General features: G+C 46.3%; 18 protein-coding genes. 10 read left to right on the top strand and 8 right to left on the bottom strand.

The features are described from left to right. Positions 1–191 precede the first annotated feature (191 nt). Entirely contained in the window at positions 192–1910 is a 1719-nt protein-coding gene (locus H8K55_RS02975; RefSeq protein ID WP_186940530.1) for a cation:proton antiporter domain-containing protein, read from the bottom strand. A gap of 149 nt (positions 1911–2059) precedes the next feature. Continuing rightward, positions 2060–2551, bottom strand: coding sequence for a DUF4124 domain-containing protein (locus H8K55_RS02970; protein WP_186940529.1), 492 nt, complete (start codon positions 2549–2551; stop codon positions 2060–2062). Between the two features lie 898 nt (positions 2552–3449). On the opposite strand from H8K55_RS02970, the gene H8K55_RS02965 reads away from it, so the two are divergent. From H8K55_RS02965 to H8K55_RS02945, 5 genes are all read left to right on the top strand, one after another. After that, positions 3450–4508 carry a CsgG/HfaB family protein gene (locus tag H8K55_RS02965; RefSeq protein ID WP_222612330.1) on the top strand — a complete coding sequence of 353 codons (1059 nt, stop codon included), beginning with the start codon at positions 3450–3452 and terminating at the stop codon, positions 4506–4508. A gap of 123 nt (positions 4509–4631) precedes the next feature. Then, a complete protein-coding gene (locus H8K55_RS02960) occupies positions 4632–4961 on the top strand; it encodes a hypothetical protein (RefSeq protein ID WP_186940527.1) in 330 nt (109 codons plus the stop codon). A 424-nt stretch (positions 4962–5385) separates the two neighbouring features. Next, positions 5386–6624: a bifunctional glutamate N-acetyltransferase/amino-acid acetyltransferase ArgJ gene (gene argJ / locus H8K55_RS02955; RefSeq protein WP_186940526.1), complete on the top strand. Its 1239-nt coding sequence runs from the start codon at positions 5386–5388 to the stop codon at positions 6622–6624. Positions 6625–6668: 44 nt separating this feature from the next. Further along, on the top strand, positions 6669–7532 hold the full coding sequence (locus H8K55_RS02950) for an ATP-binding protein (protein ID WP_186940525.1): 864 nt from the start codon (positions 6669–6671) through the stop codon (positions 7530–7532). Positions 7533–7620: 88 nt separating this feature from the next. Beyond that, positions 7621–8031 carry an NUDIX domain-containing protein gene (locus H8K55_RS02945; protein WP_186940524.1) on the top strand — a complete coding sequence of 137 codons (411 nt, stop codon included), beginning with the start codon at positions 7621–7623 and terminating at the stop codon, positions 8029–8031. A 62-nt stretch (positions 8032–8093) separates the two neighbouring features. Here H8K55_RS02945 and H8K55_RS02940 read toward each other — a convergent pair whose 3' ends face one another. From H8K55_RS02940 to H8K55_RS02930, 3 genes are all read right to left on the bottom strand, one after another. Next, positions 8094–10247: an AsmA family protein gene (locus H8K55_RS02940; protein WP_186940523.1), complete on the bottom strand. Its 2154-nt coding sequence runs from the start codon at positions 10245–10247 to the stop codon at positions 8094–8096. A gap of 346 nt (positions 10248–10593) precedes the next feature. After that, entirely contained in the window at positions 10594–11445 is an 852-nt protein-coding gene (locus H8K55_RS02935) for an SPFH domain-containing protein (RefSeq protein ID WP_186940522.1), read from the bottom strand. Positions 11446–11457: 12 nt separating this feature from the next. After that, entirely contained in the window at positions 11458–11649 is a 192-nt protein-coding gene (locus H8K55_RS02930; protein WP_186940521.1) for a hypothetical protein, read from the bottom strand. Positions 11650–11887: 238 nt separating this feature from the next. On the opposite strand from H8K55_RS02930, the gene H8K55_RS02925 reads away from it, so the two are divergent. Further along, positions 11888–12814 carry a DMT family transporter gene (locus tag H8K55_RS02925; protein WP_186940520.1) on the top strand — a complete coding sequence of 309 codons (927 nt, stop codon included), beginning with the start codon at positions 11888–11890 and terminating at the stop codon, positions 12812–12814. Positions 12815–12834: 20 nt separating this feature from the next. Here the strand turns inward: H8K55_RS02925 and H8K55_RS02920 are convergent, their stop codons facing one another. Then, positions 12835–15558: a coiled-coil domain-containing protein gene (locus tag H8K55_RS02920; RefSeq protein ID WP_186940519.1), complete on the bottom strand. Its 2724-nt coding sequence runs from the start codon at positions 15556–15558 to the stop codon at positions 12835–12837. Positions 15559–15795: 237 nt separating this feature from the next. Further along, positions 15796–16674 carry a transporter gene (locus tag H8K55_RS02915; protein WP_186940518.1) on the bottom strand — a complete coding sequence of 293 codons (879 nt, stop codon included), beginning with the start codon at positions 16672–16674 and terminating at the stop codon, positions 15796–15798. A 360-nt stretch (positions 16675–17034) separates the two neighbouring features. Here H8K55_RS02915 and H8K55_RS02910 point away from each other — a divergent pair, with 360 nt between their 5' ends. The 3 genes from H8K55_RS02910 to H8K55_RS02900 all read left to right on the top strand — a co-directional run bounded on the left by H8K55_RS02910 (position 17035) and on the right by H8K55_RS02900 (position 22229). After that, on the top strand, positions 17035–19524 hold the full coding sequence (locus H8K55_RS02910; RefSeq protein ID WP_186940517.1) for a M1 family metallopeptidase: 2490 nt from the start codon (positions 17035–17037) through the stop codon (positions 19522–19524). Between the two features lie 51 nt (positions 19525–19575). Further along, positions 19576–20073: a DUF6702 family protein gene (locus tag H8K55_RS02905; protein ID WP_230408461.1), complete on the top strand. Its 498-nt coding sequence runs from the start codon at positions 19576–19578 to the stop codon at positions 20071–20073. 119 nt (positions 20074–20192) lie between these two features. Next, a complete protein-coding gene (locus tag H8K55_RS02900; RefSeq protein ID WP_186940653.1) occupies positions 20193–22229 on the top strand; it encodes a TonB-dependent receptor in 2037 nt (678 codons plus the stop codon). A 134-nt stretch (positions 22230–22363) separates the two neighbouring features. Here H8K55_RS02900 and H8K55_RS02895 read toward each other — a convergent pair whose 3' ends face one another. Next, positions 22364–24253 carry a M20/M25/M40 family metallo-hydrolase gene (locus tag H8K55_RS02895; protein WP_186940516.1) on the bottom strand — a complete coding sequence of 630 codons (1890 nt, stop codon included), beginning with the start codon at positions 24251–24253 and terminating at the stop codon, positions 22364–22366. A 618-nt stretch (positions 24254–24871) separates the two neighbouring features. On the opposite strand from H8K55_RS02895, the gene H8K55_RS02890 reads away from it, so the two are divergent. Further along, positions 24872–25750 carry an ATP-grasp domain-containing protein gene (locus H8K55_RS02890; protein ID WP_186940515.1) on the top strand — a complete coding sequence of 293 codons (879 nt, stop codon included), beginning with the start codon at positions 24872–24874 and terminating at the stop codon, positions 25748–25750. Positions 25751–25770 lie beyond the last annotated feature (20 nt).

Genomic DNA, 25770 nt, shown 5'->3' with positions numbered 1-25770 from the left:
CGGGTGTAACCCGCGCCGCCAGACCTTAAATAGTTGCCAAAATTTGATTTGATTGCGTGACAATAATTCCAGATGAATGTTTACCGAACCTAAAACGCAAAGTCAGTAGCATGACTTGGATTCAAAAAAGCCCTGATTTTTTATCTCGAGAAATTAGGGCTTGGTTCTATAGAGTCGTTATTGATTACAACTCAATGCGCCTTAACAACATGCTCAGCATCCGCCGCAAAGCGCGCCAATACATGATTCGTCATGCCTTTCGCCAATTCTTCTTCGCCTAAGAAAACAAGATCAGAAGTTTCTTGCTTAAGTAATGCCATCTCATCTTCACTGTCTGCACGCAAGATGATTTCTATGTTGGGATTCAGTGCGCGCGCGGTTTTGATCATTTGACGTGCGTGCAGTGTGTCTGGTATGGCGATCACTAACATTGCGGCATTGCGTATATGGGCTTGTACTAAGACGACAGGATCCGCTGCATTGCCGGATACGGCGATGATGCCTTGCGCGCGGATTTTTTCGACTAGTTCGCGATTTTGTTCCGCCACCACGTAAGGAATTTGGCGTGCGTCGAGTGCCGCCCCTATACGTTTGCCTACGCGACCGTAGCCGACTAAGACGATTTGTCCTTGCAGGTATTTGTTGTCGGTCGTCAGTGGTAACTCGGCGTAAGGATCTTGTCTTTGCTCTAGTGTGCGGGCCAATTGCGAGTGCGCTAAGGCCCAGCGTCGTATCGGTTCAACCGCAGCAAAGAGGACAGGATTCAACGCAATCGAGATTAAAGCGCTGGCCAGAATTAGACTCATTCCTTCTGCTGGCATCAAGCCAAGTGCGACACCTAATCCCGCTAAAATGAAAGAGAATTCGCCTATCTGCGCCAGGCTTGCAGCGACTGTGAGTGCCGTGTTCAATGGATAGCGGAAAGCGATCACCAACACAACAGCAGCGATAGATTTGCCAAAGATAATAATCGCGACGACGCCCAGGACGCGTAAGGGTTGTTCCATCACAATCACAGGATCAAACAGCATGCCGACGGAAACAAAGAATAAGACAGAAAACGCATCGCGTAAGGGCAAGGATTCTTCAGCCGCACGATGACTAAATTCTGATTCGCGCATCACCGTACCCGCGAAAAAAGCACCTAAGGCAAATGACACATTAAACAAAGCGGAAGCGCCATAGGCGATGCTGATCGCACAGGCGATGACTGCCAGCGTGAACAATTCGCGTGAACCCGTGCGTGACACTTGCCACAGCAACCAGGGTAAAACGCGACGACCTACCAATAACATGAGCGCGATAAAAGCGACGACTTGCAATAAGGTTTTGCCCAATGCGATCCAGAGCGGAGTGTCCGCTGAGCCAGGAATTGGCGTGCCACCTAAGACGCCTGCCAATGCGGGCAATAAGACTAAAAATAAGACGGTCGCGAGATCTTCTACTACCAACCAGCCAACCGCAATCTTACCGTTCATAGAATCGAGTATGCCGCGCGCTTCTAATGCTTTGAGCAGAACCACGGTACTGGCACAAGAGAGTGATAAGCCGAAGACTAAGCCACTGCCTAAACTCCAGCCAAACCACCAAGCCATTGCCATGCCAAGTCCTGCCGCCAAACTCATTTGCAAGATAGCACCGGGCAGCGCGATGCGTTTGACAGCCAAAAGATCTTGTAGGGAAAAATGCAGACCGACGCCAAACATTAATAACATGACGCCGATTTCGGATAATTGCGAAGCGATATTGGCATCGGCAACAAAACCAGGTGTGGCGGGGCCGATCAAAATGCCTGCGACCAGATAGCCAACTAATGCTGGGAGTTTGATTTTTTCGGCTATGAAGCCGAAGATCAAAGCAACGCCAAAGCCAGCAGCTAAGGTCGTAATTAAAGAAATGTTGTGTGTCATCTGTGTTTTCCTTAAGTCGCCGCGTATTGCTGCAGGGACATTTTAACATTGTCTTGGAAAGCACCTCGGTTGACACCAAGCGCGAGCGGACAGAAATGAAGAGCCGCCTACGATTGCGGCGCTCAGAGCGTCTTCAAATTGTGTGACGTTTATTCAAAATGTTTGGTATTGGTGATCGTATTTCCTATCTTCTCCACCCAGTTGCATCTGTTCGTTTCCGGGCGTGATTTTGACGTGATGCATTCGTAAGTCAGACCTGGACAGGTTTGCGAAAATTCCTGCGCTAACCCCATCCAAGGTGTACCTGGCGGTACTTTGGCGATTTCATCAACGATGCCTTGGCAACGTGGTGCCACGCGCGACGGATCTACAGTCTTGGAGCCTTTGTTTTCATCGACTTTCGGCGGGCGCGCTACGGTGGTGGATTTTGCACTGCCGAGATCTTTTTTTGCATTTGTCTCGTCGAGCTTGACGGGCACAGTGGCGGGTGCCAACACTTTGATATCGGCTTTTTTACTGGTGACTGGTGCTTTAGAGCGGTCACCATAGTGGATCTTGCCGTTTTCGTCTTTCCATTTATAGACTTCTTGGGCATTGATCTGGCAGCAGATTAAAGTGAGGAATAGGGCTAGTGGGCGCATAAGCGTTTCTTTAAAAAATTTTGGTAGTTTTTATGTTTCTATGAAACGTGAGGATCGCGCCTAAACTTGCATCAGCATCAAAAATATGAAATTTGGCTGGTTACATACTAGCTTGCATTCTCGCCCAATTAGAAACTCGAATTTCGCAAATAGACTAACACTGGATTCTTGGGATGTGTGCTCTTAGTCGTTGAGCAAACTTGCCGCACCTTCCCAGTTCGTTGCTGCTTTGCCATAATAATTAGAAAGGTGCTCTCAAAATTTACCTGAGCTTCAATTTTCCTCTACGTCCTCAATGCGGGCATAGTTATATGGATATCTAATTAAGTAGGAATAATTATATTTCAACGGCTGTGAAAAATGTCGAAAATTGACATAAATGAAAATTGTGACATTCCGGCTTTATTTGCATCATGAGTGCTATCAATAGACCAGATATGATTTTCCTTGGATCGTGGAGACAAGATTTTCAATGAATCTTATTGGTAAAATGCCCGCTCCCGCCGTTAGTCGGGAAGAACTTGCCTAGCACAATAAAGGCGTATAACATCAAAAAATCTCAGGAAACGGGTTCGAGATAAACGCCCAGGTTTCCTCAATTTGTATCGTCAAAGCCTCAAATTTTTCGTGTTCATGTTGAAAATTATGTGCGTAACTATGCTGCATTAATTCAAGTAAGCGAACATAGACTGTTTCGTATCTACACAATTCTGACTCGTAGTTTTGTGGGAGCATTTCAAATGACCGTAAGCTGTTCCATGACGTATTGCATCGCACTGCAACTGGCGATAGTCCATTGATCTTATCTGGTCTGCGAATCTTCATATTGCAGTTGCTTATTTTGTCCATAAACGCTCACCAGTAAGTTATTTTTGATCTTGCGATTTCGAGGCGCTCAATGAAAATACTTGGTAACAGTCGAGCTGTAAATATTACATCCTGCCTGATTTTTATTTGTGCGACATCACTGTGTTCTGCCGTAGTCGCAACTACAACTAAAACCACAACTGCGATTGCTGCTGCGGTAGTGAGCCCAAGTGCAACGTCAAGCATGCAGACAAATGTAGCGGCAAGCCAGTCGCAAGATACTTATCTGGGACCTAAGAAAACGGTGTTTGTCGATGTCGTCGGTGCGGTCGAGGCGATGTACGGTAGCATGCGTGCAGTCGGCACCACGAACGAAGGACTCAACGCCATGCTGGTGGAAGCCTTGCTTCGTAGCGGTGGCTTTGTAGTGTTAGAGCGTGTTGCTTTGGATGACATTCAACTTGAGCAAGACTTGGGAAAGAATGGATCTACAACGGCAGCAACCGCAGCGCAATCTGGGCGCATGTTGGGTGCAAGTGCAGTAGTGCGGGCAACGGTCACTAAATTTGAAGCCAACGCAGGTGGTAGTGATCTGCGCCTCGGCATTCCTTTCGGAAAATTATTGGGCGGATCTGCTGGCGTCAGTGATCAAAAAGCCATCGTTGAATTTAGCCTGCGAATTATTGATACCAGCACAGGCCAAATCATCGCGACTTCTAAAGCAACAGGTAGCGCCAATTCAACTAGTACGAACGTGACCGCCACTAATAATCAGACTGGTGCGAATGTTGGTGCGAATACTTTTAAGAATACACCTCTGGGCGAAGCCGCGGAATTGGCGATTAATGCGGCGGTAAAACAAATTATTGTCGGTATGGCGAAAGTACCGTGGTCGAGCACGGTGTCTGATTTTGATGAGGGCAAAGTGTATGTCAGTGCAGGGCGTGCGCAGAATTTGCAAGTTGGCACCGTCTTGCATGTCTATCGTAAAGGCAAGGTGCTCACTGATCCAGATACGGGTGTCGTGCTGGAAGTCTTAATGACCAATGTGGGCACAATCAAGTTGCAAACAGTGAATGAAAAAGTCTCCAGTGCCACCGTACTGAGCGGCGATCCGCCAGCACGTGGTGACATTGTTAAATTTGAATAAAGAGGGTCCATCGATATACAAACTTTTGTGCGGTGGGTGGTGGCGTAGTGAAGTGTAGTGAAGTGAAGTCGGTTTCATGCGAGCAGTACGTTTTTCAACTTTGACTAAAAGGGGTGTTTCACCATGAAAAAGAATATTGCAGTAGTTTCTTGTCTCGTACTCTTACTAGGCCTTACTGGCCCTAGCACGGCACAGGTTGGCAAATCAAGTATGGCACCAGCGCAAGCACGCGCAGGCGCATCGGCAGTAGAAGTCAAGATTATGGATGACAAAGGGCAGGCGATGCGCGCCGACTCCTTACCGAAAGATGTGCAGATGAAAGTGGATCGTGCGCGCAAAGCGGCAGAAAGCATGTTGGTGCCAGTCGGCGGAGGTGGAGCAGCAGAGCGTGTGACAGTCACTGTAAGCTGCAGCTATCCACCGCTGAAGTGCACAATTACCATTGCCTGGTAAGCACGTCATCTCCATGGTGCTTTGGTTCTTTAAGCTGACAGTAAATAGTGGCTAGCAAATGCGTTTCAACAATTAATTGGTTTATTGATTGAGCATTTGGCGTAACCAACACTGTGACCAAATCCCATTGCCGTAAAAATCACCTGAATGCCTAGTATGAATTTGTGCGCGTTCAGGTGATTAGTATTTGATTACCAAATCTTATTGAATACGCATTCAAAATCTTAACTTCGTAGACCAACGATTGTTCCTGCATGTAAGTTTCCACTTTAGAAGAAGTTAAGCGCGTGTTGGTAGAGAACGAACTCCTTGTTTTTCAGTTTTTAGCGGGAATTATTGTTTCCCGAAGAAAATGGCCGTCAAAATATCCTACAATAGCGCCTTAATCTCCCTATCCCTCATTTACCTTACATGGATACGCACTATGGCCGTTAATTCTCCTCTTCCTGTTGCTAGCGATTTAAAACCAGTTAAAGGTATAGAACTGGGTTTCGCTCAGGCAGGTATTCGCAAAGCAAATCGTAAAGATTTGTTGGTGATGAAGCTGGCGCCAACCGCGACAGTCGCAGGCGTGTTCACGACCAATCGTTTTTGTGCGGCGCCGGTACAAGTTTGCAAAGCGCATTTAGAAAGCCCGCACATGGCGGTTGGCCCTATTCGCGCCTTGGTGGTGAACACGGGCAATGCAAATGCTGGCACAGGCGACGCAGGTTTAGCAGCAGCGAATGCGACTTGCACCGCCTTGGCAGATTATTTGGGCTGCGAACCTTCACAAATCTTGCCCTTTTCGACCGGTGTGATTTTGGAGCAATTGCCGGTTGATCGTTTGATCGCCGGTATGCCTGCCGCAATTGCTAGTTTGAGTGAAGATAATTGGTATGCAGCGGCAGAAGCAATCATGACCACGGATACGCAGCCAAAAGCCGCATCGAGTCTGGTGGTGATTAATGGCATCCCAGTGACGATGACGGGTATCAGCAAAGGCGCAGGTATGATTAAGCCAAATATGGCGACCATGCTTGGTTATCTGGCGCTGGACGCCAAAGTGTCGCAGCATGTACTCGACCATTTAGTAAAACAAGCGGCGGATCACTCTTTTAACTGTATTACGATTGATGGCGACACTTCGACCAACGATTCATTTATGTTGATTGCAACGGGTACTTCGGCGTTAGAAATTAATGAAATCGATACGCCAGAATTTGCTGCCCTAGCCGCTGCCGTGATTGCCTTATCGCAAAAGCTGGCGCACATGATTATTCGCGATGGTGAGGGAGCAACGAAGTTCATCAGCATTGCAGTGGAAGAAGGTCGTGATGTAGAGGAATGTCGCAAGATTGCTTATTCAATCGCGCATTCACCGCTGGTGAAAACGGCGTTCTTCGCTTCTGATCCGAATCTCGGCCGTATTCTGGCAGCGATTGGTTATGCCGGCGTGAATGATTTAGAAGTGAATAAACTCAACTTGTATTTGGACGATGTTTGGGTGGCGAAAAACGGTGGGCGTAATCCCGATTATCGCGAAGAAGATGGTCAGCGTGTGATGCAGCAAAGTGAAATCACGATACGTGTGAAATTAGCGCGTGGTAACGCACGCACGACAGTTTGGACTTGCGATTTATCGCACGAATATGTGTCGATTAATGCCGACTATCGTTCCTAATTCTATCTTCCAAGTCTTTTTTATCGCTATTCTTAGCTTTATCTATGTCTCAACTCGATCAGTTTTTAAGTCGCGCAGAATATCTACTCAATCGTTTAGAAGCCTATCTGCCGCCAGTTGTGCCCACACCAGATTGGCGATTGGCGACTGCCTTACGCTGGCGCAAGCGTGGTGGTCAGGGTTATTTGCAAATTGTGAAGCACACTGCAAAACTGGGCTTTGACGATTTGCAGCATATAACGCCGCAAAAAGAGATGATCGTGCAAAACACTAAGCAATTTGTGCAGGGGAAGCTAGCCAATAATGTTTTGCTGACCGGCGCTCGCGGCACCGGAAAATCATCTTTGATCAAAGCCTGTTTGCATGAATTTGCGGATCAGGGTTTGCGCTTGATTGAAGTGGATAAAGCCGATATGGCGGATTTACCCGATATCGTGGATTTGCTGGCTGAGCGCCCAGAAAAATTTATTTTGTTTTGCGACGATTTATCGTTTGAAGAAGGTGAAGCTGGTTACAAGGCGTTGAAAGTTGCGCTCGACGGCAGTATTTCTGCGCAATCCGAAAATGTCTTGATTTATGCGACTTCAAATCGCCGTCACTTGATGCCAGAGAAAATGTCAGATAACGCCAGTTATACGCACGATGAAGATGGTGATCTGCATCCGGGTGAAACGGTGGAAGAAAAAATTTCTTTGTCCGAGCGATTTGGTTTATGGGTCTCGTTTTACCCATTCAAACAAGACGATTACCTCGACATCGTTGCGCATTGGTTGCGTAGTTTTTCTTGCACGCCAACGCAAATCGAAGCTGCGCGTGCCGATGCCTTGCGTTGGGCCTTGCAGCGCGGCTCACGCTCCGGCCGCGTGGCTTGGCAATTTGCGCGTGATTATGCAGGTCGTCAAGAGTAGTGTTATCAGCGCTGTTATCCGTGATGTTAGGCGTGCAGACTTAATTCGCCAAATTCCCTTTTTTTACTTATTTTTTGAAATTGACAACATGAGCGCAAGCCCGGTAAATGTCGCGGTCGGCATACTAATGAAGGACAATGGCGATATCTTATTGGGGCAGCGGCCCGAAGGCAAGCCGTATGCCGGTTATTGGGAATTTCCGGGCGGGAAAGTCGAGCAAAATGAAGACATACTCGATGCACTGAAACGTGAATTCATGGAAGAGCTGGGCATACAGATTACCAATGCTGAGCCTTGGTGCGGAGTTGAGTACATTTATCCTCACGCTCACGTGCGCTTACATTTCTATATTTCTCGCGAATGGCAGGGCGAACCACAAAGTCTGGAAGGGCAAGCTTTTGCCTGGCAGGGCGCTGTTGCGGTCGAGCCCTTACTACCAGCGACTATTCCTTTGATTGAAGATCTGAATCAAGTGCGTTATTCGGCTTCACTGATTTAGCTTATTGACTTAGTGCGCTTCGATTTCCATAGAGGGAAATCGAAGCGAAGTCTCTTCCTTGATTAACGTGTGAACAAACCTTTGAGTTTGTCCTTCAACTGCTCATTCACTTTCTCTTTCAATTCTTTTTTCTTCTCTTCCAAGGCTGGCGCCGCTTTGGCTTTGAATGCAGATTTCAAGGCTTCACTACCGATTTGGGCGAACTGTAATTGATAGCCAAGCTGCTCGAATGGACCGCTAATTTTAACGGGGATCGTCAAGTCTTTGAGTTGCGATAAATCTGCACCATCTTGTCCAACTGCAGTATTCACGATGGTGGCGCGCGCGGTGTAATCGAGTGTGTTATTGCGCAAATTGACTTGTCCCTTGCCACCCACGCGTAAGAACGGTGATTTCATATCGAGGTCGTCACTATTGCCGATACCATCGACAAAATTAATGGAAGCTGACATCGCTGAAAAATCTGTTTTTTCATTCTTGTTCGCGGCTTGTTGCTGATCGCTGCGGTTCAAAATTTTTGCTTTAAACTCGCGCAAAGATTTCGCCAGATTGATACCTTTTACCGCACCGTCTGTTAATTGAGTGCGTATCGTGCCGTTGAGATTGTCTTTGAATTGTGAGACGCGCTTGCCGTGAGTATTGATTTGCAAACTCAGCGTGCCACGACCCTCGACGATGTCCTTTTTCATAAAATCAAGCAACAACGGATTGATCTGAATATTGCTCAGAGTTTGTTGCATCTGAAAGCGATTGCCATCAACATCAAAATGCATACCACCGGCGACGCTGCCTTGGTATAGTTGTGCGGCGATACCTGTTATATAAAATTCGCCTTGCGACGCTTTAATCGGTAACTGTACTTGGTTGATGTGCAAATTTTTTACCTGTAATGCCGCGATATTGACCGTGCCGTTCAGGTTTAAAGATTTTAAGCCAGCCAGATTCAGATCTTCTTCTTTATTCTCAGAAGCTGTTTCTGGCGCGGATGCTTTGATATAACGATCTAAATTTAGCTTGTCGATATCTACTTTGAAGCGGATTGCAGGGGTGGAAAAATTCTGCATCTGCACCGAGGTGTGCAATTGGGTTTCGTCAAATTTAGCGGCGAGCGTTGTATCGATACTCTTTTCTTTTAGATTGATCGCGGCATGTCCTGTGATGGGTATGGCAATGTCAGTTTGCGCCAGTTTCGGATCTTTTAATGCGAGCTGAATCGCCAATTGCGGTAACTGCAACAGTTGAGTTTCCATGTCCATCGTCAGATTCGATTTTAAATCGATGAGTTTTGACGCGCCACCTTGCTTTGCCTCGGCATGTAACTCGATTGCGCCTAGGCTTAATTTCTTATCGGACATTGCTAATTTATTGAGTATCAATTTCGCGTTGAGCGATTGCGCGCCGTCTGATTTTGCCGTGATGCTTAATTGTTCGCTGGCGCCTTGTTGTGGACTCAAATTCATTGCAGCTGTTTCTATCTGTAGATTGATAGTGTCTGCGCCCAGCTTGCCAGCAATTTGCGTTTTGAAATCTTGCAGGTCTAGATTTTTTTGTGCAAGGTCAAACCGTAATGAGGTATTTAATTCTATGTGCGCGTCGGCTTTGGGTTGCTGAAAACTGATGGTCGCACTAAATTTAACCGGCGTTTTATTCTTATCGCTGATTTTGCCTGTGTTCAGATTCAAGTCTTTAATGCTGCCCTGCAGTTGTGCTTTTTGATCGTCAATCTCAAATTGTGAACGTGCAATATCGATGCCTTCTATATCAAAACGCATCGCCTGTTTGGGGGCATTTTCAGGGCTGGCATCTGTAGCTGGTTCTTTGGCGAGTAAATCATCGATATTCGATTTTCCAGCAGCATCACGTTGATAACGTAGTTGTAAGCCGTGCAGCGAGACTTTATCGATCACGATTTGTTTTTGCAGTAAGGGCATGAGCGCGAGTGATACCTGTGCTTGCTCAAGTGCTGCGAATTGCGTCGGGGATTCGAATTCTGAGAGTTTGATTTTTTCTAAACTGACACCGAGTTTAGGAAAGAACTTAAGTTGAATATTGCCATCAATACTGAGAGTACGATGTTTCTTGTCTTTGACTAGTTCTACTAATTGCGATTTAAACTGATTCGGATCAAATACCAAACTAAGGTAGGCAATGCCGGCACCGATGATGAGCAGAATAGACGAGACGGCAATCGCAAATATTTTGAGAGGCTTATTCATGGCGTTTTCCTGAAAAGAAGTCTAAGTAGGACCTACGCAAAACAGACGCTAGCGTCGTTACGTTCGTCTCGTCCCCTGCCTTCGCAGGGGCAGGCCAAGCAATTGTACTGCCTTCGACTCAGTGCCCCCGATTTAAGCATTCGAGAGCAGGCTCTAGCTAGCGCAATTTTGCGTAAGTCCTACTAAATCATAGTGGTGCGATCATAGCATTGAAGGAAAAGCTTATTTGTTAAATATTGGGGATTGGGTGCTGCGCACCGAATGTCAATGTAGTGCGGTGAACTAGGCGAGGTTGTCTTTGCCTAGATCGCTGCGTTTAAAGAATTCTTGAGCTTATTTGTTCACCTTATTTGTTAACACTAATTAAGGGCGTTGCATTACCCATTAAGACGGTATTGCCAGCCTTTGAAGCAACCGCAATCGCTGCATCACGATGAATTTCTGCCAGACGTAATTCTTTGAGCGCCGGTGTTAAAGACTCGCTAATGATTTTATTCGCTTTTGCTTCGCCTTCTGCCTGTACGATCAGACGTTCAGCTTCGGCGCGTGCCAGATCGACTTCCTTTAATTTCTTTTGTATCGCCTGATCAGTTTCAGCACGTTGGCGGATGGCTGCTTCGATCGCTGGATCGGTTAGTAAATTACGTACATTCACCGCCGTGATCAAGAACGCGCCCTTATCGTTAGCATCCAGCTCCGCTTGTAGACTAGCTCTGACCATCTCTGCCAATTCGGTGCGCTTGGTGTGCATGGTGGTGGCGTCTAATTGGGCAATCGATTTATAGACCGATTCACGGGCTTCACGTGATACACGGCTGTAGGCGATGACCAAATCGCTGGTGCCGTCTTTCACGACTTGTTTGTGCTGCACCACATCGCCTTGATATTTGGTGTAAAGGCCGGGAATTGCGGCAGGCATGGTTTTGAAATAGATATCGATGTCGACGTCTTTCATCGTGAGATTGTCACGGCTTTTTGGCGTCATGTCTTGCAATTGAAAACTGACTTCTTTCGCTGTGAACTCATCCACGGTTTTAAAGACGGTGAAGTACACGCCGGGCGGCAAAGCATCTTTGCCTACCTTGCCCAGAGTGCGTTCGACACCGACATTGCCGGTATCAATTTGGGTACAGCCGGACAAGATCGCGACGCAGGAAAATAAAGCGAGTGGAGCAAGTTTGGAGAAAAAAGATTTCATAGAGCGTCCTGTTTAGAGTAAATGAAGTGCAGGTGTGTAATAGGCTGTGATCAATAAAATGACCAAAATCAGAATAAATGCGACGATACGTAGCCCATGTCTGGAGATGGCTTGCGTAGCGTTTTTTCGCAGCAAGGGCGTTGTCAATTGCCAGATCCCGTATAGTGCAAGACCGCCAATGAGCAACAATAGAAAATGTTTCATGTCTTGCCTTTCAACTTATTGACAAAAATTTTGCAGCTCTCAGTGTAGATTTTTTAAGGATTTATGACTAGAAAAACAATGAGGTAATTTTGCAATAATAAAACCGTTTCTGATTTTATTTGCCTTCCTTAATACCAATCATGCGAGATTTTTTGAGGATGTTTGCTACACTCTGCACTAACTTTGTTAGTGCCCAATATTAGTCTCAAATCCCAGTCTCAAATCTTTCAGGAATCCTGTGTCTACCTCCGCCTTTCTTCTCGTTATTCTCGCTGGTCTGATTCACGCTCTTTGGAACATCGCTGCAAAAAAAGCGGGCGGTGATGTGCGTTTTGCTGGTTTTAGTTCGCTCATCATGGCAGCCGTGTGGGCACCCGTCGGTTTGTATGTGGGATGGGACGTAGTGCCAGCCTGGGGTTGGTTAGAGTGGGCATTTATCGCGGCGAGTGGTCTGTTGCACGTTTTGTACTTCATTACTTTGCTGCGCGGTTATCGCAAAGCAGATTTGACCGTGGTGTATCCCTTGGCGCGTGGTTCCGGTCCTTTGATATCTTCTGCGGTTGCGATCTTATTTTTGGGCGAGCATTTAACCCTGATTGGTGGTGCAGGCGTGTTAGCTGTGGTCGGAGGTGTATTTTTGATTGCAGGTGGTCCGCGCTTATTGCGCTCTTTGCGCCAAGTGAAGGACGCAAGTTCGCAAGCATCTGCTGATGGTTCAGATCATCACGCAGGTGCATTGAGAATTCGTAAAGGGATTTTTTACGGCCTATGCACGGGCCTATTTATTGCCGCATATACGGTGCTTGATGGTTATACCGTCAAAGTCTTGATGCTGTCACCGATTTTGGTCGATTACTTCGGCAATTTTGTACGAATAGGTTTGTTACTTCCCGCCCTGTTGCGTGATACCGCAGCGACCCTCAGCTCGTGGCAAAAAGAATGGAAGTATGCGTTCGTCGTCGGTGCGATTAGTCCGATTTCGTATGTGCTCGTGTTGTATGCAATGCAGGCTGCACCACTCAGCCACGTCGCACCGGCACGTGAAGTGTCGATGCTATTTGCGGCTTTGATAGGCGGTCATTTGTTAGACGAAGGCGATCGCGTACAACGCTTGCTTGGGGCATTGTTTATTGCTGCTGGTGTGATTGCTTTAGGCAAATTTTAAATGTGTATCGCGTCAATTTATCAGCGTTTGAGTTGTTCGTAATGTTTATCTAATTTGGGCTGAAATAATTGATCTTGAATTGTAGAATTTGATGCTTTACTCTTATCAAATTCGCTAGTTGAATTCGTTTTATTGTTACCCCGTGTGTTGACTTGTGTAGCCGTCACTTTCTTCGACTTCAGCGCTTCTTGTGCAGCTTGCTGTTGCCACCACCAATAGCCTGCCACCGCAATAACCGCGGTGAGTATGAGAGCTATAGTGAAGGAACTGACGCGTGGCTTGGAACGATTGACAGTTTCTAAATATAGTTCGAAATCGTCTTTGTTGTCGATGCGGGAATTGACTTGAACTAAGGCTGAGCCTATGTCGGCAGCAACTTCGGCATGGTTGGAAATGTTGAATTCATCATGGGCATTTGCTGATGTTGTTGTGCTTGTAGTTGCTAATTGCTCTGGTAATTCGATTTCCAAAGACAGTTGTGGATCTTGAGCTAGTCGCTGCATTCGCAATAATTGCGCATCGCGTTCATCAACTTCTTGCGCGATTTGTTGACACTGTGCAGCTAAAGCTTGCGCCTGTTCTTCGGCTGCCTGCCGCGCCTGTTCTGCAGCAATTGCCTGATCTTGCGCTGCGAGCCTTGCTTGTTCTGTAGCGATATTTTGTGTTTCGTGTTCTGCCCGTTCGCGCGCTAAAGCTTCGGCTTCTTGCTCGCGCAAAATCCGCTGTTGAGCGATCACAGTCGCTGCCTTTTCTGCCTGCAATCTTGCTTTCGCTTTGGCGCTTAAATCTAATTCGTGTGCAATTTTTTCATGTGCTTGCGTCAGCAATAATCTTTCTTGTTCGACTTGTGCACTTAAATTTTCCGCGTCGACATGTAGTTGCGCAACTTGAGTTTCTAGTGTTTGTCGTTTCAACTGTACGCTTTGTAATTCTTGTTCTAATTCCAGCCTGTCATGGCGCAAGGTGATGCCTTGTTGCTCCGCTTGCGTTTTGCGTTGTTGTATGTCGGTATGTTGCGTTTCTAGTTTTTGTAATTCTTCTGCTTGTTGTTTCAGAATATTTTCTTGCGCCAGTCGGGTTTGTAATAGTTGGTCTGCATTTGCTTCCAGAGCGATTTGGTCTTGTGTGGATTTGAGTAATTCCGCTTCAGTCAAAATTCTTTGTTCAACCAAGCGTTGCGCATCAATTTCTGCTTGCTGCCGTTGTAGTGCTTTTTGTTGTGCTTGAAGGGAGATCGATACCCGTTCTCTGGCAATCGTTTCTGCTTCGAGTTCTGCTGCGGCTAATCGTTGGGCTGCTTCCAACAAAGATTGTTCGTGTGCCAGACGTTGTTGTTCTGCCTCTATGGCGAGTTGGTCGTTGCTTTGTCTTTGGCGTGCCGCGGTTTCTGCATCACGTTCTGCTTGCAGGCGTTTTTCTGCAGTTTGTGCCGCTTCTTGTGCTGCTGCTAATTGCAATGCGGAGACTTCTTGCGCGCTACGTTCGGCGCGGGTACGGGCTTCGACTTGTGCTAATAGATCAGCTTCAGCGGCTTGGCGACGTTGGCTGTGGAGTAAGGCTTCATGGTCGGCGATGGCGTGCTCTTCCGCTTTTTGTGTCGCTAATAGTTCTAGTTCTAGCTTGTTTTTTGCTGCTTGTTCAGCCTTGTCTTCGTCGATAGACAAGGCGACTGCTGATTCCATTAAAGCCGTCTCCGCCAAAATTTTTTCTTGGATCAGATTGGCAAGTTCTGCCTCGCTGGCCATTCTTTCCTGAGCTTTTTGTTCTGCGAGGCGACTCACTAATAAACGCTCAGTGCTCTTGAGTTTCGCTTCACGCTCAACAGATATTTTGAGTCTAGTGGTTTTAAGTAGTTCGTTTTCCGCTTCTACTTTGGCGTTATTCGTTTGTATCAGTTGCAGCTCTAGTTGTTCATTGCGATGCAGAGCGTCGATGGCGGCCTGTTCAGCTTGCAGACGTTCACGCGCTAGCCGTTCTGCTTCTTGATCTGCTTGTATGCGTTGTTGAATAGTCGCTTGTAAAGTGAGTTCTTCGGCGACACGTTGCGCACTCACTTGAGCTAATTCTTGTTCGGTACTTAAGCGCTGTTGTGCCTCGTCTAGCGTTGCTTGTTCTTTGACGGAATTGCTTTGCAAAGCGAGTAATAATTCAGATTCGGCTTGTAGTTTTTGCGCCGTGATGCTTTGTGTTTGCAGCTCGATTTGTACACGTTCTTGTGCAGTCAGCGTCGCTTGTTGATGGACTTTAAGCTGGTTGGTAGCTGCCGCATGTGCGGCGGCTTCGCTATCGTGGAGCTGCTGTGCCGTTAATCGCAATTGCTCTTCAATTTCTAAAGTATTTTGCGCGGCTTTTTCAGCTTCTTGTTCTTTGGCGACTCTCTGTTGATGCAATTCCAGCGCTTGCTGCTCGCTTTCCAGACGCTGCTCAGCTAATTTTTCAGCTTGTTTCTCTGCTTGCAGGCGGGTGCGAACTTTGATTAATAATTCTTGTTCGAAATTGACGCGGCTGTTGGCGTCGATCAACATGTCACGCTCAACTTTGGAGCGAGCGTACGCGGCCTGTTGTAAATCCCATTCTTTATCTATTTGATCAAGAATGCTTTCTTGCGGTTTCCCGACATCAGCATTCGTCGCAATTGGATTGTGGCGGCGAAGATCAGTGTGCGTATCCGATTCAAGCTTGTCGGTGTCATCAGTGTTAGCTAATGTGCGCCCCAAAATTGATTGCTTGAATTGTTTAAACATGACAAAAAACCTAATCGAAAATGAGCGACCATAGTCTTGGCCGATAGAAGTAAACGTAAATGAAGCTTCTCATTTTACCGAAAATCCCTGAGGTTTTATGGTGTGCTTGGCAATCTTGGCGAGGAATTGCTGAGGAATGCCAGATAAAACCACAGTTTAATCCTGCTCTGACAGGGGCCTTCCTTGAAATTCATAAAAATTAAGAATACGAGCTGTGGTGATTGTTGTTTGATAATTTCAGAAACGTAATGAAAAGCCCAAGCCCGCCTGCAAATTCGGCGCGTTTCCCGACCAAAGCTTCGCCATGGAGAAGTCTATTTGCACATCGCGAGTGACGATGCAACTGACGCCTGCACCATAGCTGACAACTGAGCCTCCATTGTGTTTGGCTGCGAGTTGTTCGCCACTCAATTCTACATAGGCATTCCAATGCTCATTTAGAGCGTGACCCAATGTCAATCCCAAAATGCCTTTGCTAAATCGTTTGCCGGTATCGTTCCTTTCCCATGAAATTCCCGGCATGATCGCAAAGCTAAAATCCTGCGGCAATTCCCATTCTGCGACCATGCGCACCGAAGGCGTAGCAGCTGCGCCGCGAAATGCTGCCGAGCCTGTGGTGAGATCCAAGCCAGCTAACCATGCAATCGCTGCTTGAGCCTTGGTCTCATCGCCATCTTGCATATGCCATTTGAGGCCGAGGTTGAGATCGGTGTAACCGTGTTGGCGGCTGACTGATTGATCGGCCTGACGCGTGCGAACCTGAGTCCAGCCATCACTTTCCAGCCTTAGTTCCCAGGTATCGGCGCTACCGTAGCGGAGTAGAAAGGGAAGGCTGGTACTTGTTTCGCGTACGCCTTGTTGATTGTTATTCGTTAAGCCTAAACCTGACTCAAATTGAAATCGACCTCGTCCCATCACTTTGCTCGACTCCACAAAACCCGGGCGATCGCTGCTGATAACGTCGTCAGAGTCTGTGGCCTTATTGGGATTGATCGTTGACCCGGACGTTTGAGCACGCGCTTCAAAATTCACAAAGCTGAACACAAAGCTGAGCGCGAGGCCGACAGCAAAGGTGAAAGTGCTTATTGACCATCTCGCTTGTATGAATTTGGGCATGATGTTTCCAAGTATGAATTTGATTGAGTAGCCATTGTTGAGGGTATTTTGCGCGATATTCCTAGGGTTTCTATATTGAGACGAAGACGCTTAAGGAAAATAATATTTTTGTGCGGTGGAGCAGGCTTCGATAATAGCGTATGCCAAGCTTTCCATTTGGAAATGAATATACGACATCTCCCCTAGCCATGCAAGATTACGCAGAGTTCATTGAAATCTTGTCCTGTTCGCGGAACTTTTGCTGGTTCGTGTGTTCTAAGTGTCGGGGATTTTTCTAGAAGTAAATCAAAAATCAATGCGAATTTAATTCGAATTCAACTTATTTATCCCATTTTCTTCCACTTCACGGAGTAAAACATAATGCGTTTGCCAGTGTCATTAGTGCTCTTATGTTTGAGCATGCCCGCCTTTGCAGGTGGCCAATCCGACGATAAGTTTCGTCAAATAGAAGATTTATTGCCAACGCCAACATCTGTCCGTACGGCTTCCGGTGCGCCAGGCCACGCCTACTGGCAGCAACGTGCTGACTATGTGATTCGCGCCAGCCTGGATGAATCCAAGCGCGCCATCACTGGTGCTGAGACGATTACTTACCATAATAATTCACCAGATACTTTGAATTATCTATGGGTGCAATTGGATCAAAACATTTTCCGTTCTGATTCTGATGCGAATAAAACGCGCACTTTGCCTTCCCGTGATGCATGGAAAAACCCGAATGCGGTGAGTTTCCAAGCAATGGCGATGATGAACGAACGTGACAATTTTGACGGCGGTTTTAAAATCGGTAGCGTCAAGGGTGCTGATGGTCAGGCATTGAAATACGTCATCAACCGCACGATGATGCGCATTGATTTGCCATCAACATTGAAGCCTGGTGCAAAGTTCGTGTTTAGTATCGATTGGAATTACAACATCGGTAACGGTAAATTACTCGCCGGTCGTGATGGCTACGAGCACTTCAAAGAAGATAAGAATGACATCTTCGAAATCGCACAATGGTTCCCACGCATGGCGGCTTACTATGATGTGTATGGCTGGCAGCATAAGCAGTTCTTGGGCTCGGGCGAATTTACGTTGGAATTCGGTGATTACGATGTGCAATTGACCGTGCCTAGTGATCACGTAGTTTCTGCTACTGGCGAATTGAGCAATGCTGACAAAATCTTGACAGCAACGCAGCTCGATCGTTTAAAGCAAGCACGTACTGCAAAAACGCCAGTCGTGATTGTGACGCAAAAAGAAGCGGAAGAAGCTGAAAAGTCACGCGCGACAAGCAGCAAAACTTGGCATTTCAAAGCGAAGAATGTACGTGATTTTGCTTGGGCATCTTCACGTAAATACATCTGGGATGCGCAAGGTTACAAAGCCGGTACTAGTACTGGTTTAGCGATGTCTTTCTATCCGAAAGAAGCGAATCCTTTGTGGGGACAATATTCAACTCAAGCGATTATTCATACGATTGAGCAATACAATAAATTCTCCCTCGATTATCCATATCCAATCGCACAATCTGTGAATGGCCCACAAGGCGGTATGGAATATCCTATGTTGTCTTTCAACGGCGGTCGTCCGACTAAAGATAAAAAGACAGGTGAATCCACCTATTCCAAACGGACTAAATACGGTTTGATTAGTGTGATTATTCATGAAGTCGGTCATAACTATTTCCCTATGATCGTCAATTCCGACGAACGTCAGTGGACGTGGATGGATGAGGGCTTGAACTCCTTCGTGCAAAGTTTGGCTGAACAAGCATGGGAAGAAAATTATCCTGGCACACGCGGCGAACCACGTGGCATCGTTGATTACATGAAGAGTCAAGGTCAAGTGCCTATCATGACTAACTCAGAATCGATTTTGCAATTTGGACCAAATGCCTACGCGAAACCGGCAGCCGGTTTGCATATTTTGCGTGAAACGATTTTGGGTCGTGAATTGTTTGACTTCGCGTTCAAGGAATATGCACAGCGTTGGAAATTTAAGCGTCCTACACCAGCGGATTTCTTCCGCACGATGGAAGATGCATCTGGTACGGATTTAGATTGGTTCTGGCGCGGTTGGTTCTACACGACTGATCCGGTCGATATCAGTATCGATGGTATCGTTGAATACACGATGTCTACAAAAGATCCAGAAGTTGAGAAAGCATGGCGTCGTGCGCAGAAAGATGCTGAACCGATTTCTACAGCCAATCAAACTGACAAAGGTAAATTGGAGCGCCGTTTAGATTCTCATCCTGAACTCAAAGACTTCTACAATCAACATGATGATTTCACGGTCACGAATAAAGACCGGAATAATTACAATGACATGATGAAGGGTTTGGACGACGATGAAAAAGCGATGCTGAAATCTGGCAAGCATTTCTATCTGGTTGACTTCTCCAACGTCGGCGGTTTGGTCATGCCTTTGATTTTGGAAATCCAACTTCAAAGCGGTAAGAAAGTCATTCAACGTATCCCAGCGGAAATCTGGCGCTACAACTCCAAGAAATTTACTAAGCTGATCGTGACTGATGAGCCTATGGTGAGCTTGACGCAAGATCCTTATTTGGAAACAGCCGATATCGACACCAATAATAATTCTTGGCCACGTAAGATCACGCAATCGCGTTTGGAATTGTTCAAAATGAACTTCCCACCAAGCGACATGATGGCGGATTACAATACGCCTTTGAGAACGGATGCTAAGCCTGACGCAAAAGACGCTACGACAGCGCCAGCTTCAACGCCAGCAGCGGTACCGTCAGCGGCGGCACCAGCAGCAAAGGAAACAAAAGTAGAAACTAAAGCTCCAGCTAAGGCTACTAGGCCTGCGGCTAAAGCTGCGGTTAAAGAAGTAAAATAAGGTAGTAACTTAGCGTAGTAGCTTAGTGCAGTAAATCAGATAGAGATGAGCATGTTGAATCGTTTTAAAGTTGTTAAAGTTTCTTTGTTAGGCGCATTGATCGCGGTTAGTGCCCTGGCACATGCTCATCGGTTTCATGCTGGTATCACAGATATCAGCATGAATCCTAATTCTGGGAATACAGAAATCGTGCATACGTTTATGGCACATGATGTTGAAGCGATTCTAGAAAATCTGTATCAGCGTCAATTTGATTTAAGTGATCCTGAAGATATCCAGGTATTTAAGAAATATTTTGAGAAACAGTTTTCACTCAGCGATCAGCAAGGCGTCTTGCCGCTGAAATGGGTAGGCTTAAAAGTCGATCCGACTAGCGTCATTATTTTTCAAGAATTGGAGCAACGCGCTCTGCCTGAACAAGTGATGATACGACAGGCTGTACTGACTGATTTCTTAAGCGATCAGGTGAATACACTGAATATTAATAAGAACGGTGTCGTTCAAACCCTGATGTTTAACCGTAGTAAACGGGAAACCGTTTTTCCCTGAGCATCGATTGCCAGTGTGAATAGATTGCATTGAGACAGTACATTGAGACAGTGTATGAGTAGATAGCGCCATTCGGCGCTTTTTTTTAGATTTTTTGTTTGAATAAATTCTTATCTTTTATGAAGCCACGCGTATTGTTCTTGCTGATTGCAGGAATTTTTCATCAACAGGTTTATGCTGGTGATTCCATTTTGCATAGAGTTGCGATTGATGGATCGAAGTCCAGCCAACTGGGACTATTAGACGCTGCCAACGCAGGTATGGTAGGGCGGAAGAAATTGGAAAACCTCACGACGTATAGACCTGGGGAATTATTAGAAGCGATACCAGGCTTGATTGTCAGTCAGCATAGTGGTGAAGGTAAAGCGAACCAATTCTATTTACGCGGTTTTAATTTGGATCACGGTACCGATCTGCGCACGACGGTGGACGAGATGCCGGTCAATCAACGCAGTCATTCACATGGACAGGGCTGGACTGATTTAAATTTCTTGATCCCAGAATTGACAGCACGAATGGATTATAAGAAAGGCCCTTATTCATCGACGACCGGTGATTTCTCTGCGGCGGGCAGTGCCGCTATGACATACGCAAATCGGCTCAGTCAAAGTATTACGAGTGTGACGCTAGGTCAGAATGCTTACCGGCGTGCATTGATCGCAGGTTCGCCGGATGCGCTGGATGGAAGTTTTTTGTATGCGATCGAGACTACGAGCAATGATGGTCCTTTCGTACATCCTGATAATTTCAAAAAATTGAATGCGGTCTTTCGCTACAGTGAAGGCTTTGCGAATAATGGTTTCAATATGAGCGCGATGCTCTATCGAGGTAAATGGAATTCGACTGATCAAATTCCATTGCGTGCGGTACAGCAAGCTCAGTTAGATCGATTTGATACGGTAGATAGCAGCGATGGCGGCGAGTCGCATCGCTATAGTTTGTCGGGCGTTTGGCGCAACACGACGAGTGAGGAGGCAAGCAAGCTTAGTGCGTATGTGATCCAGAGTGGATTGGATTTGTATTCGAATTTTACATATTTTATGGATGATCCTGTGAATGGCGATCAATTCAGCCAGCCTGATAAGCGTGTTACCAGTGGTATGAATGCAAGCCATACCTGGCACTCGCATATCAATGGCAAGAATACGGATATCACTATCGGAGCCCAACTACAGAACGACAATATTTTTAATGGATTACACAAGACGAAAGCGCGTCAGCAACTCTCCACGGTACGGCAAGATCATATCGTCGAAACTAGTCTAGCCATGTATCTCGACGTGAGTACACGTTGGACCGAAAGTTTGCGTAGCAATCTTGGTGTGCGCCACGATCAATATCGGTTTCAGGTGAATAGCGATCGATTGGAAAACTCTGGCAAGGCCAATGACCAGATGACGAGTCCGGTTGCCAGTTTGATTCTGGGGCCGTGGGCTAAGACGGAGTTTTATCTGAATGCAGGTCGTGGATTTCATAGTAATGATGCACGAGCGACCTTAACTACCGTCGATCCGCAAAGCTTGGAGGCGACTCAGAAATCACCTGGCTTGGTTGCTGCTCGTGGATTGGAATTGGGTATGCGTTCTGAATGGATACCAGGTTTGCAATCGAGTCTGGCGGTATATCGCTTAGATTTTGATTCTGAACTCAGCTTTGTTGGTGATGCAGGCACGACGGAAGCGGGGCGTCCAAGTCGGCGTCATGGAATCGAATTATCGAATTCGTATCAAGCCAGTGATTGGTTGTCGATAGACTTTGATGCCGCTTACGCTAAAGCCAGGTCACGTGGTGTTGAAGCATCAGGCAATTACGTGATTGGCGCGGTCGAAGGCGTCGCTCAGCTTGCTTTGAATTTTGAAAAACTTGGTGCATGGTCAGGCGCATTGCGCATGCGCTATTTTGGTCCACGCGCTTTGATTGAAAATAACTCTATCCGATCAAAAGGCAGTGCAACTTTGAATGGACGTATCAGCTATAAATTTAATCCTAGCTTGAAGCTAGAATTGGAGGGCTTCAATTTAAGTAACCGACGTGATTCGGCGATTGACTATTATTATGCCTCTCAGCTAAAGGGAGAGTCGACGCCGCGTGAGGACATGCATTTTCATCCCTTGGAATCGCGTTCATTTCGACTAATGTTGGTGAAGACTTTTTGATTTCTTCTTCGTATATTCATATCTCATTCTTCTCATAGAAAAAAGCCAGCAAGATGATCATCTTGCTGGCTTTTCTATTTAGCATACCGATCCGGATAGTGATCGGTCGCTATTGACACGTTACTGGCATAGTCTTACTGAACAGTTGCGACCAAACTCGCACCGCTCATCGCCGCATATGCCTTCACTAACAAGTAGTAAGTGCCTGCTGCTGGTGCGGAGAATGTAATAGTTTCGGTATTGGTAGAACCATCCGATTTCTTATCATAGACTGTGGTCGTTGGCGCAGCGCCTAGCTTGGCATAGATATCGCCATCACCGGTGCCACCTGTCATTTTAAATGTCAGAGTAGACTTTCCACTAGGTACGACGATGGTGTAAGTCTTGGTCGCGTTGATCGCCAAGTTGCCGATGCTGACAGACACACCGCTAGTCAATACATTGCCAGGTACCGAAGTTTGGTAACTCGCAACCAACGATGCGCCACTGACCGCGGAGGCTGCATTCGTCAACAAATAGTAGGTGCCTGCAGTTGGCGCAGCAATCGTGATAGTTTCAGTATTATTAGCACCATCGGATTTTTGCAAATAAGATGTGGTGGTTGGCAAACTACCTAATTGTGTATAGATATCTAAGTCACCAGTGCCGCCTGAAGTTTTAAAGGTCAGGTTGCTGGCACCGCTTGGTACCACGAAGCTGTAGTTAGCTTGAGCGTTGGCAGCACCGCTTACAGCGACAGACACGTCTTTTGTCAATGCGGTCGTTGCTGGTGGCAAAGCTGGGCCATCGCTACCCAATTCAACCGCGAATGAAGCGCCCAAGCGAGCAAATTTCAAAGCGTGATTGGCTTGGCTACCCATGTTGGCATAAGTGTCGCCCGGACCGTGAATTTTAGGATTATCTTCATTCATTGCCGTTTCAAATGGCATAGAAGTTGGATAGCCTTGTGCATTCCACGATGCATGGTCAGAGCAGGCGTAACCGCAGCTATCAGAGCCGATAGTCAAGCTTGGTTGATAGGTTGTAATCAGATTCGAGACGAAAGTGTTTTGCGCTGCATTAGTGTAGTCAGTGAACAGATAAATGTCTTTCGCTGAACCTTTGTAATTCGTCATATCAAGTTGCATTACGCCGACTACATTGACGCCATCAGTTTTAAATTTCTTGGCGATTTCTGCGGAGCCTTTCAAACCAACTTCTTCTGCTGCATACGCGATAAATTTAATCGTACGACGTGGTTGGTAGTTATTCGCAAACATTACGCGGATTGCTTCGGTCAGGCTGGCGATCCCGGATGCATCATCATCTGCACCTGGTGCACTTGTGTTTTCACTCGTACCTGCAGTATTGATGGAGTCCAGATGTCCACCAAGCACCACAACTTCAGAGGCATTGTCGCTACCGCGAATAGTCATGATCACGGATTTTTGTGGCCAGCCAGCGTGCGTGAATTGTTCGACGGTGACATTGGTTTTGCCAGATGCCATTTGTGTCCATTTGTCTTTGATCCAGTTCGAACCATTTACACCGCCTGTGGTGGTGTAATAGCGATTCACAAACGCAGATAAGTCAACGATGGTTTGACCGATATTCGATGCCTGCATCTGCGACAGCATAGGTGTTACGACCGATTGATTGTCGATGGTGTAAGAAGGCGCTACGCTAGCCAAACTCCGTGTTGTAGCGGCACTGGTAATCGCATTGCGACCAGCAGCTTCGCTTTCATGGGCGGCAAAGCCAGCACAGCGTTTGAGGTTGTTGTGAATCGCACCCGATAAGGTATGCATCACAGACTCATCGATTTGTACCAAATGTACCGTTTCGCTTCTGGCAAAACCTACACTGCCCGAGTCAATCAGACGACTTTCTTTCGGAACGTATTTTGGTGATATTTGTTTTAGTTGATTGAAAGCGAGATCACCGATGGTGATCCATACTTTCTTTTCGGCGGCATTGCTTGTGACACTGCCGGAGGCGCTCAAGGCTAATCCAATGAGCAAACTCGATAGAATTTTCTTTTGCATCTGTCTCTCCCAGACTTTGTGGTTAGGTTGGTTTATTTTGTTTTATTCAATTGAGGTACTTCTTGTTGCTTTAACGATTGCGCCCAACTTTCGATAGTTCATCAATAGCCCATTATGTTGGTTATAGTTTGCAATCCTGAAGAAGTAGAACAGAGAATTAGCTTAACGGAAAGTTAATAGTTGTTTTTTAACAGGCTAGAAAAATACTTACGAAGCCACAAACCGAAGAAAATTTTGCGAGTTGCTAATTCTGCCTTCAAATTTACCAATCTCGCTGATTCGCGTAGGAAAATACGTAATTAAATAATATTAAGTTTAAGCTGTTTAAACTATTGTAGTGGTAATTGAAATTTGTTTTGGATGACGATGAAAATCGACTGGTGTTAAGACGTATTTTATTAATATATTGATTTGCAAGTAGTTTATTGGAATGATATGCAAAGTGGTATCTACTATTGCCTAGTCGAGAATTCAGTTTTCACTTATGTTGATAGTGAGTAATATATGCGCTTCGCTGGTGAGTCTATGTGACCGAATTCTTTGTGATTCGATTTCAAATTATTCGCCCAAGGATCAATTCAGCGCAGCAAATATCTATCAGTATTTTTGGAAATATTCATGTCAAAAACCTTGCATTTAGCAGTTGTCACCAGCGCCGATTTACCTGAATTATTTGGTGGCGAAAAATTATTGTTACCAGCCTTATCTGCGTTGAAAGTTAGAACTTCACTCTGTGTTTGGGACGACCATAGTGTGGATTGGCAAAGCTTTGATGCGATTCTTATCCGTTGTCCTTGGGATTATCACGAAAAACTACCGGCATTTTTATTATGGTTAGATCAGCTTCGCACGTGCGGCGTGCAAGTCATTAATGATTTGGATACTTTGCAATGGAATCTGAACAAAAAATATTTATTCGAACTGAGCCAGCTGCAATTGCCAGTGATCCCCAGTTATTGCCTTAGTCCGAATGATCAACATACTTTGCCTGAATTAATGACTTTGCTGGCGAGTCCAGAATTGGTCGTGAAGCCGGTACAGTCGGCAGGCGCCTGGCGTACTCTGCGGGTCAATGCGGATAACTGCGAGCAGGTGAATCGCGAATTTTCTGCATGGCGCCTTGAACAAGAATTCCTGGTGCAGCCCTTCATGCCAGAGATCATGCGTGAGGGGGAATGGTCTCTAATTTTCTTTGATGGTGAATATAGTCATGCCTTGATCAAACGCGCGAAGGCAGGTGACTTCCGTGTGCAATCAGATCATGGCGGAAGTGTAGAAGCGATAGAGGCTCCGCCAGCGATGCGTGCCCAGGCATTGGAGATTTTGCAAGCGGTAAAGTCCATGCCTTGCTATGCTAGGGTGGATGGTGTCTTACGTGATGAGCAGTTTTTGTTGATGGAACTTGAATTGCTGGAACCAGAATTGTTCTTGGAGCTGGATCCTCAAGCGCCGCAACGATTCGCACGTGCGATAGTGCAACGCTTGTCGTCTACGTAGGAAATACACTAAGGATAGCC

Source organism: Affinundibacterium flavidum, assembly GCF_014284175.1.
Classification (GTDB): domain Bacteria; phylum Pseudomonadota; class Gammaproteobacteria; order Burkholderiales; family Burkholderiaceae_D; genus Undibacterium; species Undibacterium flavidum.
The sequence above is the reverse complement of the archived record's forward strand: the minus strand, read 5'-3'. Positions and strand labels throughout refer to the sequence as shown.

What these genes read in the sequence shown, in the direction of transcription:
- H8K55_RS02905 (WP_230408461.1), top strand. Translation starts at nt 19,576, where the DNA reads ATGTTGAATCGTTTTAAAGTTGTTAAAGTTTCTTTGTTAGGCGCATTG.
- H8K55_RS02890 (WP_186940515.1), top strand. Translation starts at nt 24,872, where the DNA reads ATGTCAAAAACCTTGCATTTAGCAGTTGTCACCAGCGCCGATTTACCT.
- H8K55_RS02960 (WP_186940527.1), top strand. Translation starts at nt 4,632, where the DNA reads ATGAAAAAGAATATTGCAGTAGTTTCTTGTCTCGTACTCTTACTAGGC.
- H8K55_RS02965 (WP_222612330.1), top strand. Translation starts at nt 3,450, where the DNA reads ATGAAAATACTTGGTAACAGTCGAGCTGTAAATATTACATCCTGCCTG.
- H8K55_RS02970 (WP_186940529.1), bottom strand. Translation starts at nt 2,551, where the DNA reads ATGCGCCCACTAGCCCTATTCCTCACTTTAATCTGCTGCCAGATCAAT.
- H8K55_RS02935 (WP_186940522.1), bottom strand. Translation starts at nt 11,445, where the DNA reads ATGAAATCTTTTTTCTCCAAACTTGCTCCACTCGCTTTATTTTCCTGC.
- H8K55_RS02930 (WP_186940521.1), bottom strand. Translation starts at nt 11,649, where the DNA reads ATGAAACATTTTCTATTGTTGCTCATTGGCGGTCTTGCACTATACGGG.
- H8K55_RS02950 (WP_186940525.1), top strand. Translation starts at nt 6,669, where the DNA reads ATGTCTCAACTCGATCAGTTTTTAAGTCGCGCAGAATATCTACTCAAT.
- H8K55_RS02915 (WP_186940518.1), bottom strand. Translation starts at nt 16,674, where the DNA reads ATGCCCAAATTCATACAAGCGAGATGGTCAATAAGCACTTTCACCTTT.
- H8K55_RS02920 (WP_186940519.1), bottom strand. Translation starts at nt 15,558, where the DNA reads ATGTTTAAACAATTCAAGCAATCAATTTTGGGGCGCACATTAGCTAAC.
- H8K55_RS02940 (WP_186940523.1), bottom strand. Translation starts at nt 10,247, where the DNA reads ATGAATAAGCCTCTCAAAATATTTGCGATTGCCGTCTCGTCTATTCTG.
- H8K55_RS02895 (WP_186940516.1), bottom strand. Translation starts at nt 24,253, where the DNA reads ATGCAAAAGAAAATTCTATCGAGTTTGCTCATTGGATTAGCCTTGAGC.
- H8K55_RS02910 (WP_186940517.1), top strand. Translation starts at nt 17,035, where the DNA reads ATGCGTTTGCCAGTGTCATTAGTGCTCTTATGTTTGAGCATGCCCGCC.
- H8K55_RS02975 (WP_186940530.1), bottom strand. Translation starts at nt 1,910, where the DNA reads ATGACACACAACATTTCTTTAATTACGACCTTAGCTGCTGGCTTTGGC.
- H8K55_RS02945 (WP_186940524.1), top strand. Translation starts at nt 7,621, where the DNA reads ATGAGCGCAAGCCCGGTAAATGTCGCGGTCGGCATACTAATGAAGGAC.
- H8K55_RS02900 (WP_186940653.1), top strand. Translation starts at nt 20,193, where the DNA reads ATGAAGCCACGCGTATTGTTCTTGCTGATTGCAGGAATTTTTCATCAA.
- argJ (WP_186940526.1), top strand. Translation starts at nt 5,386, where the DNA reads ATGGCCGTTAATTCTCCTCTTCCTGTTGCTAGCGATTTAAAACCAGTT.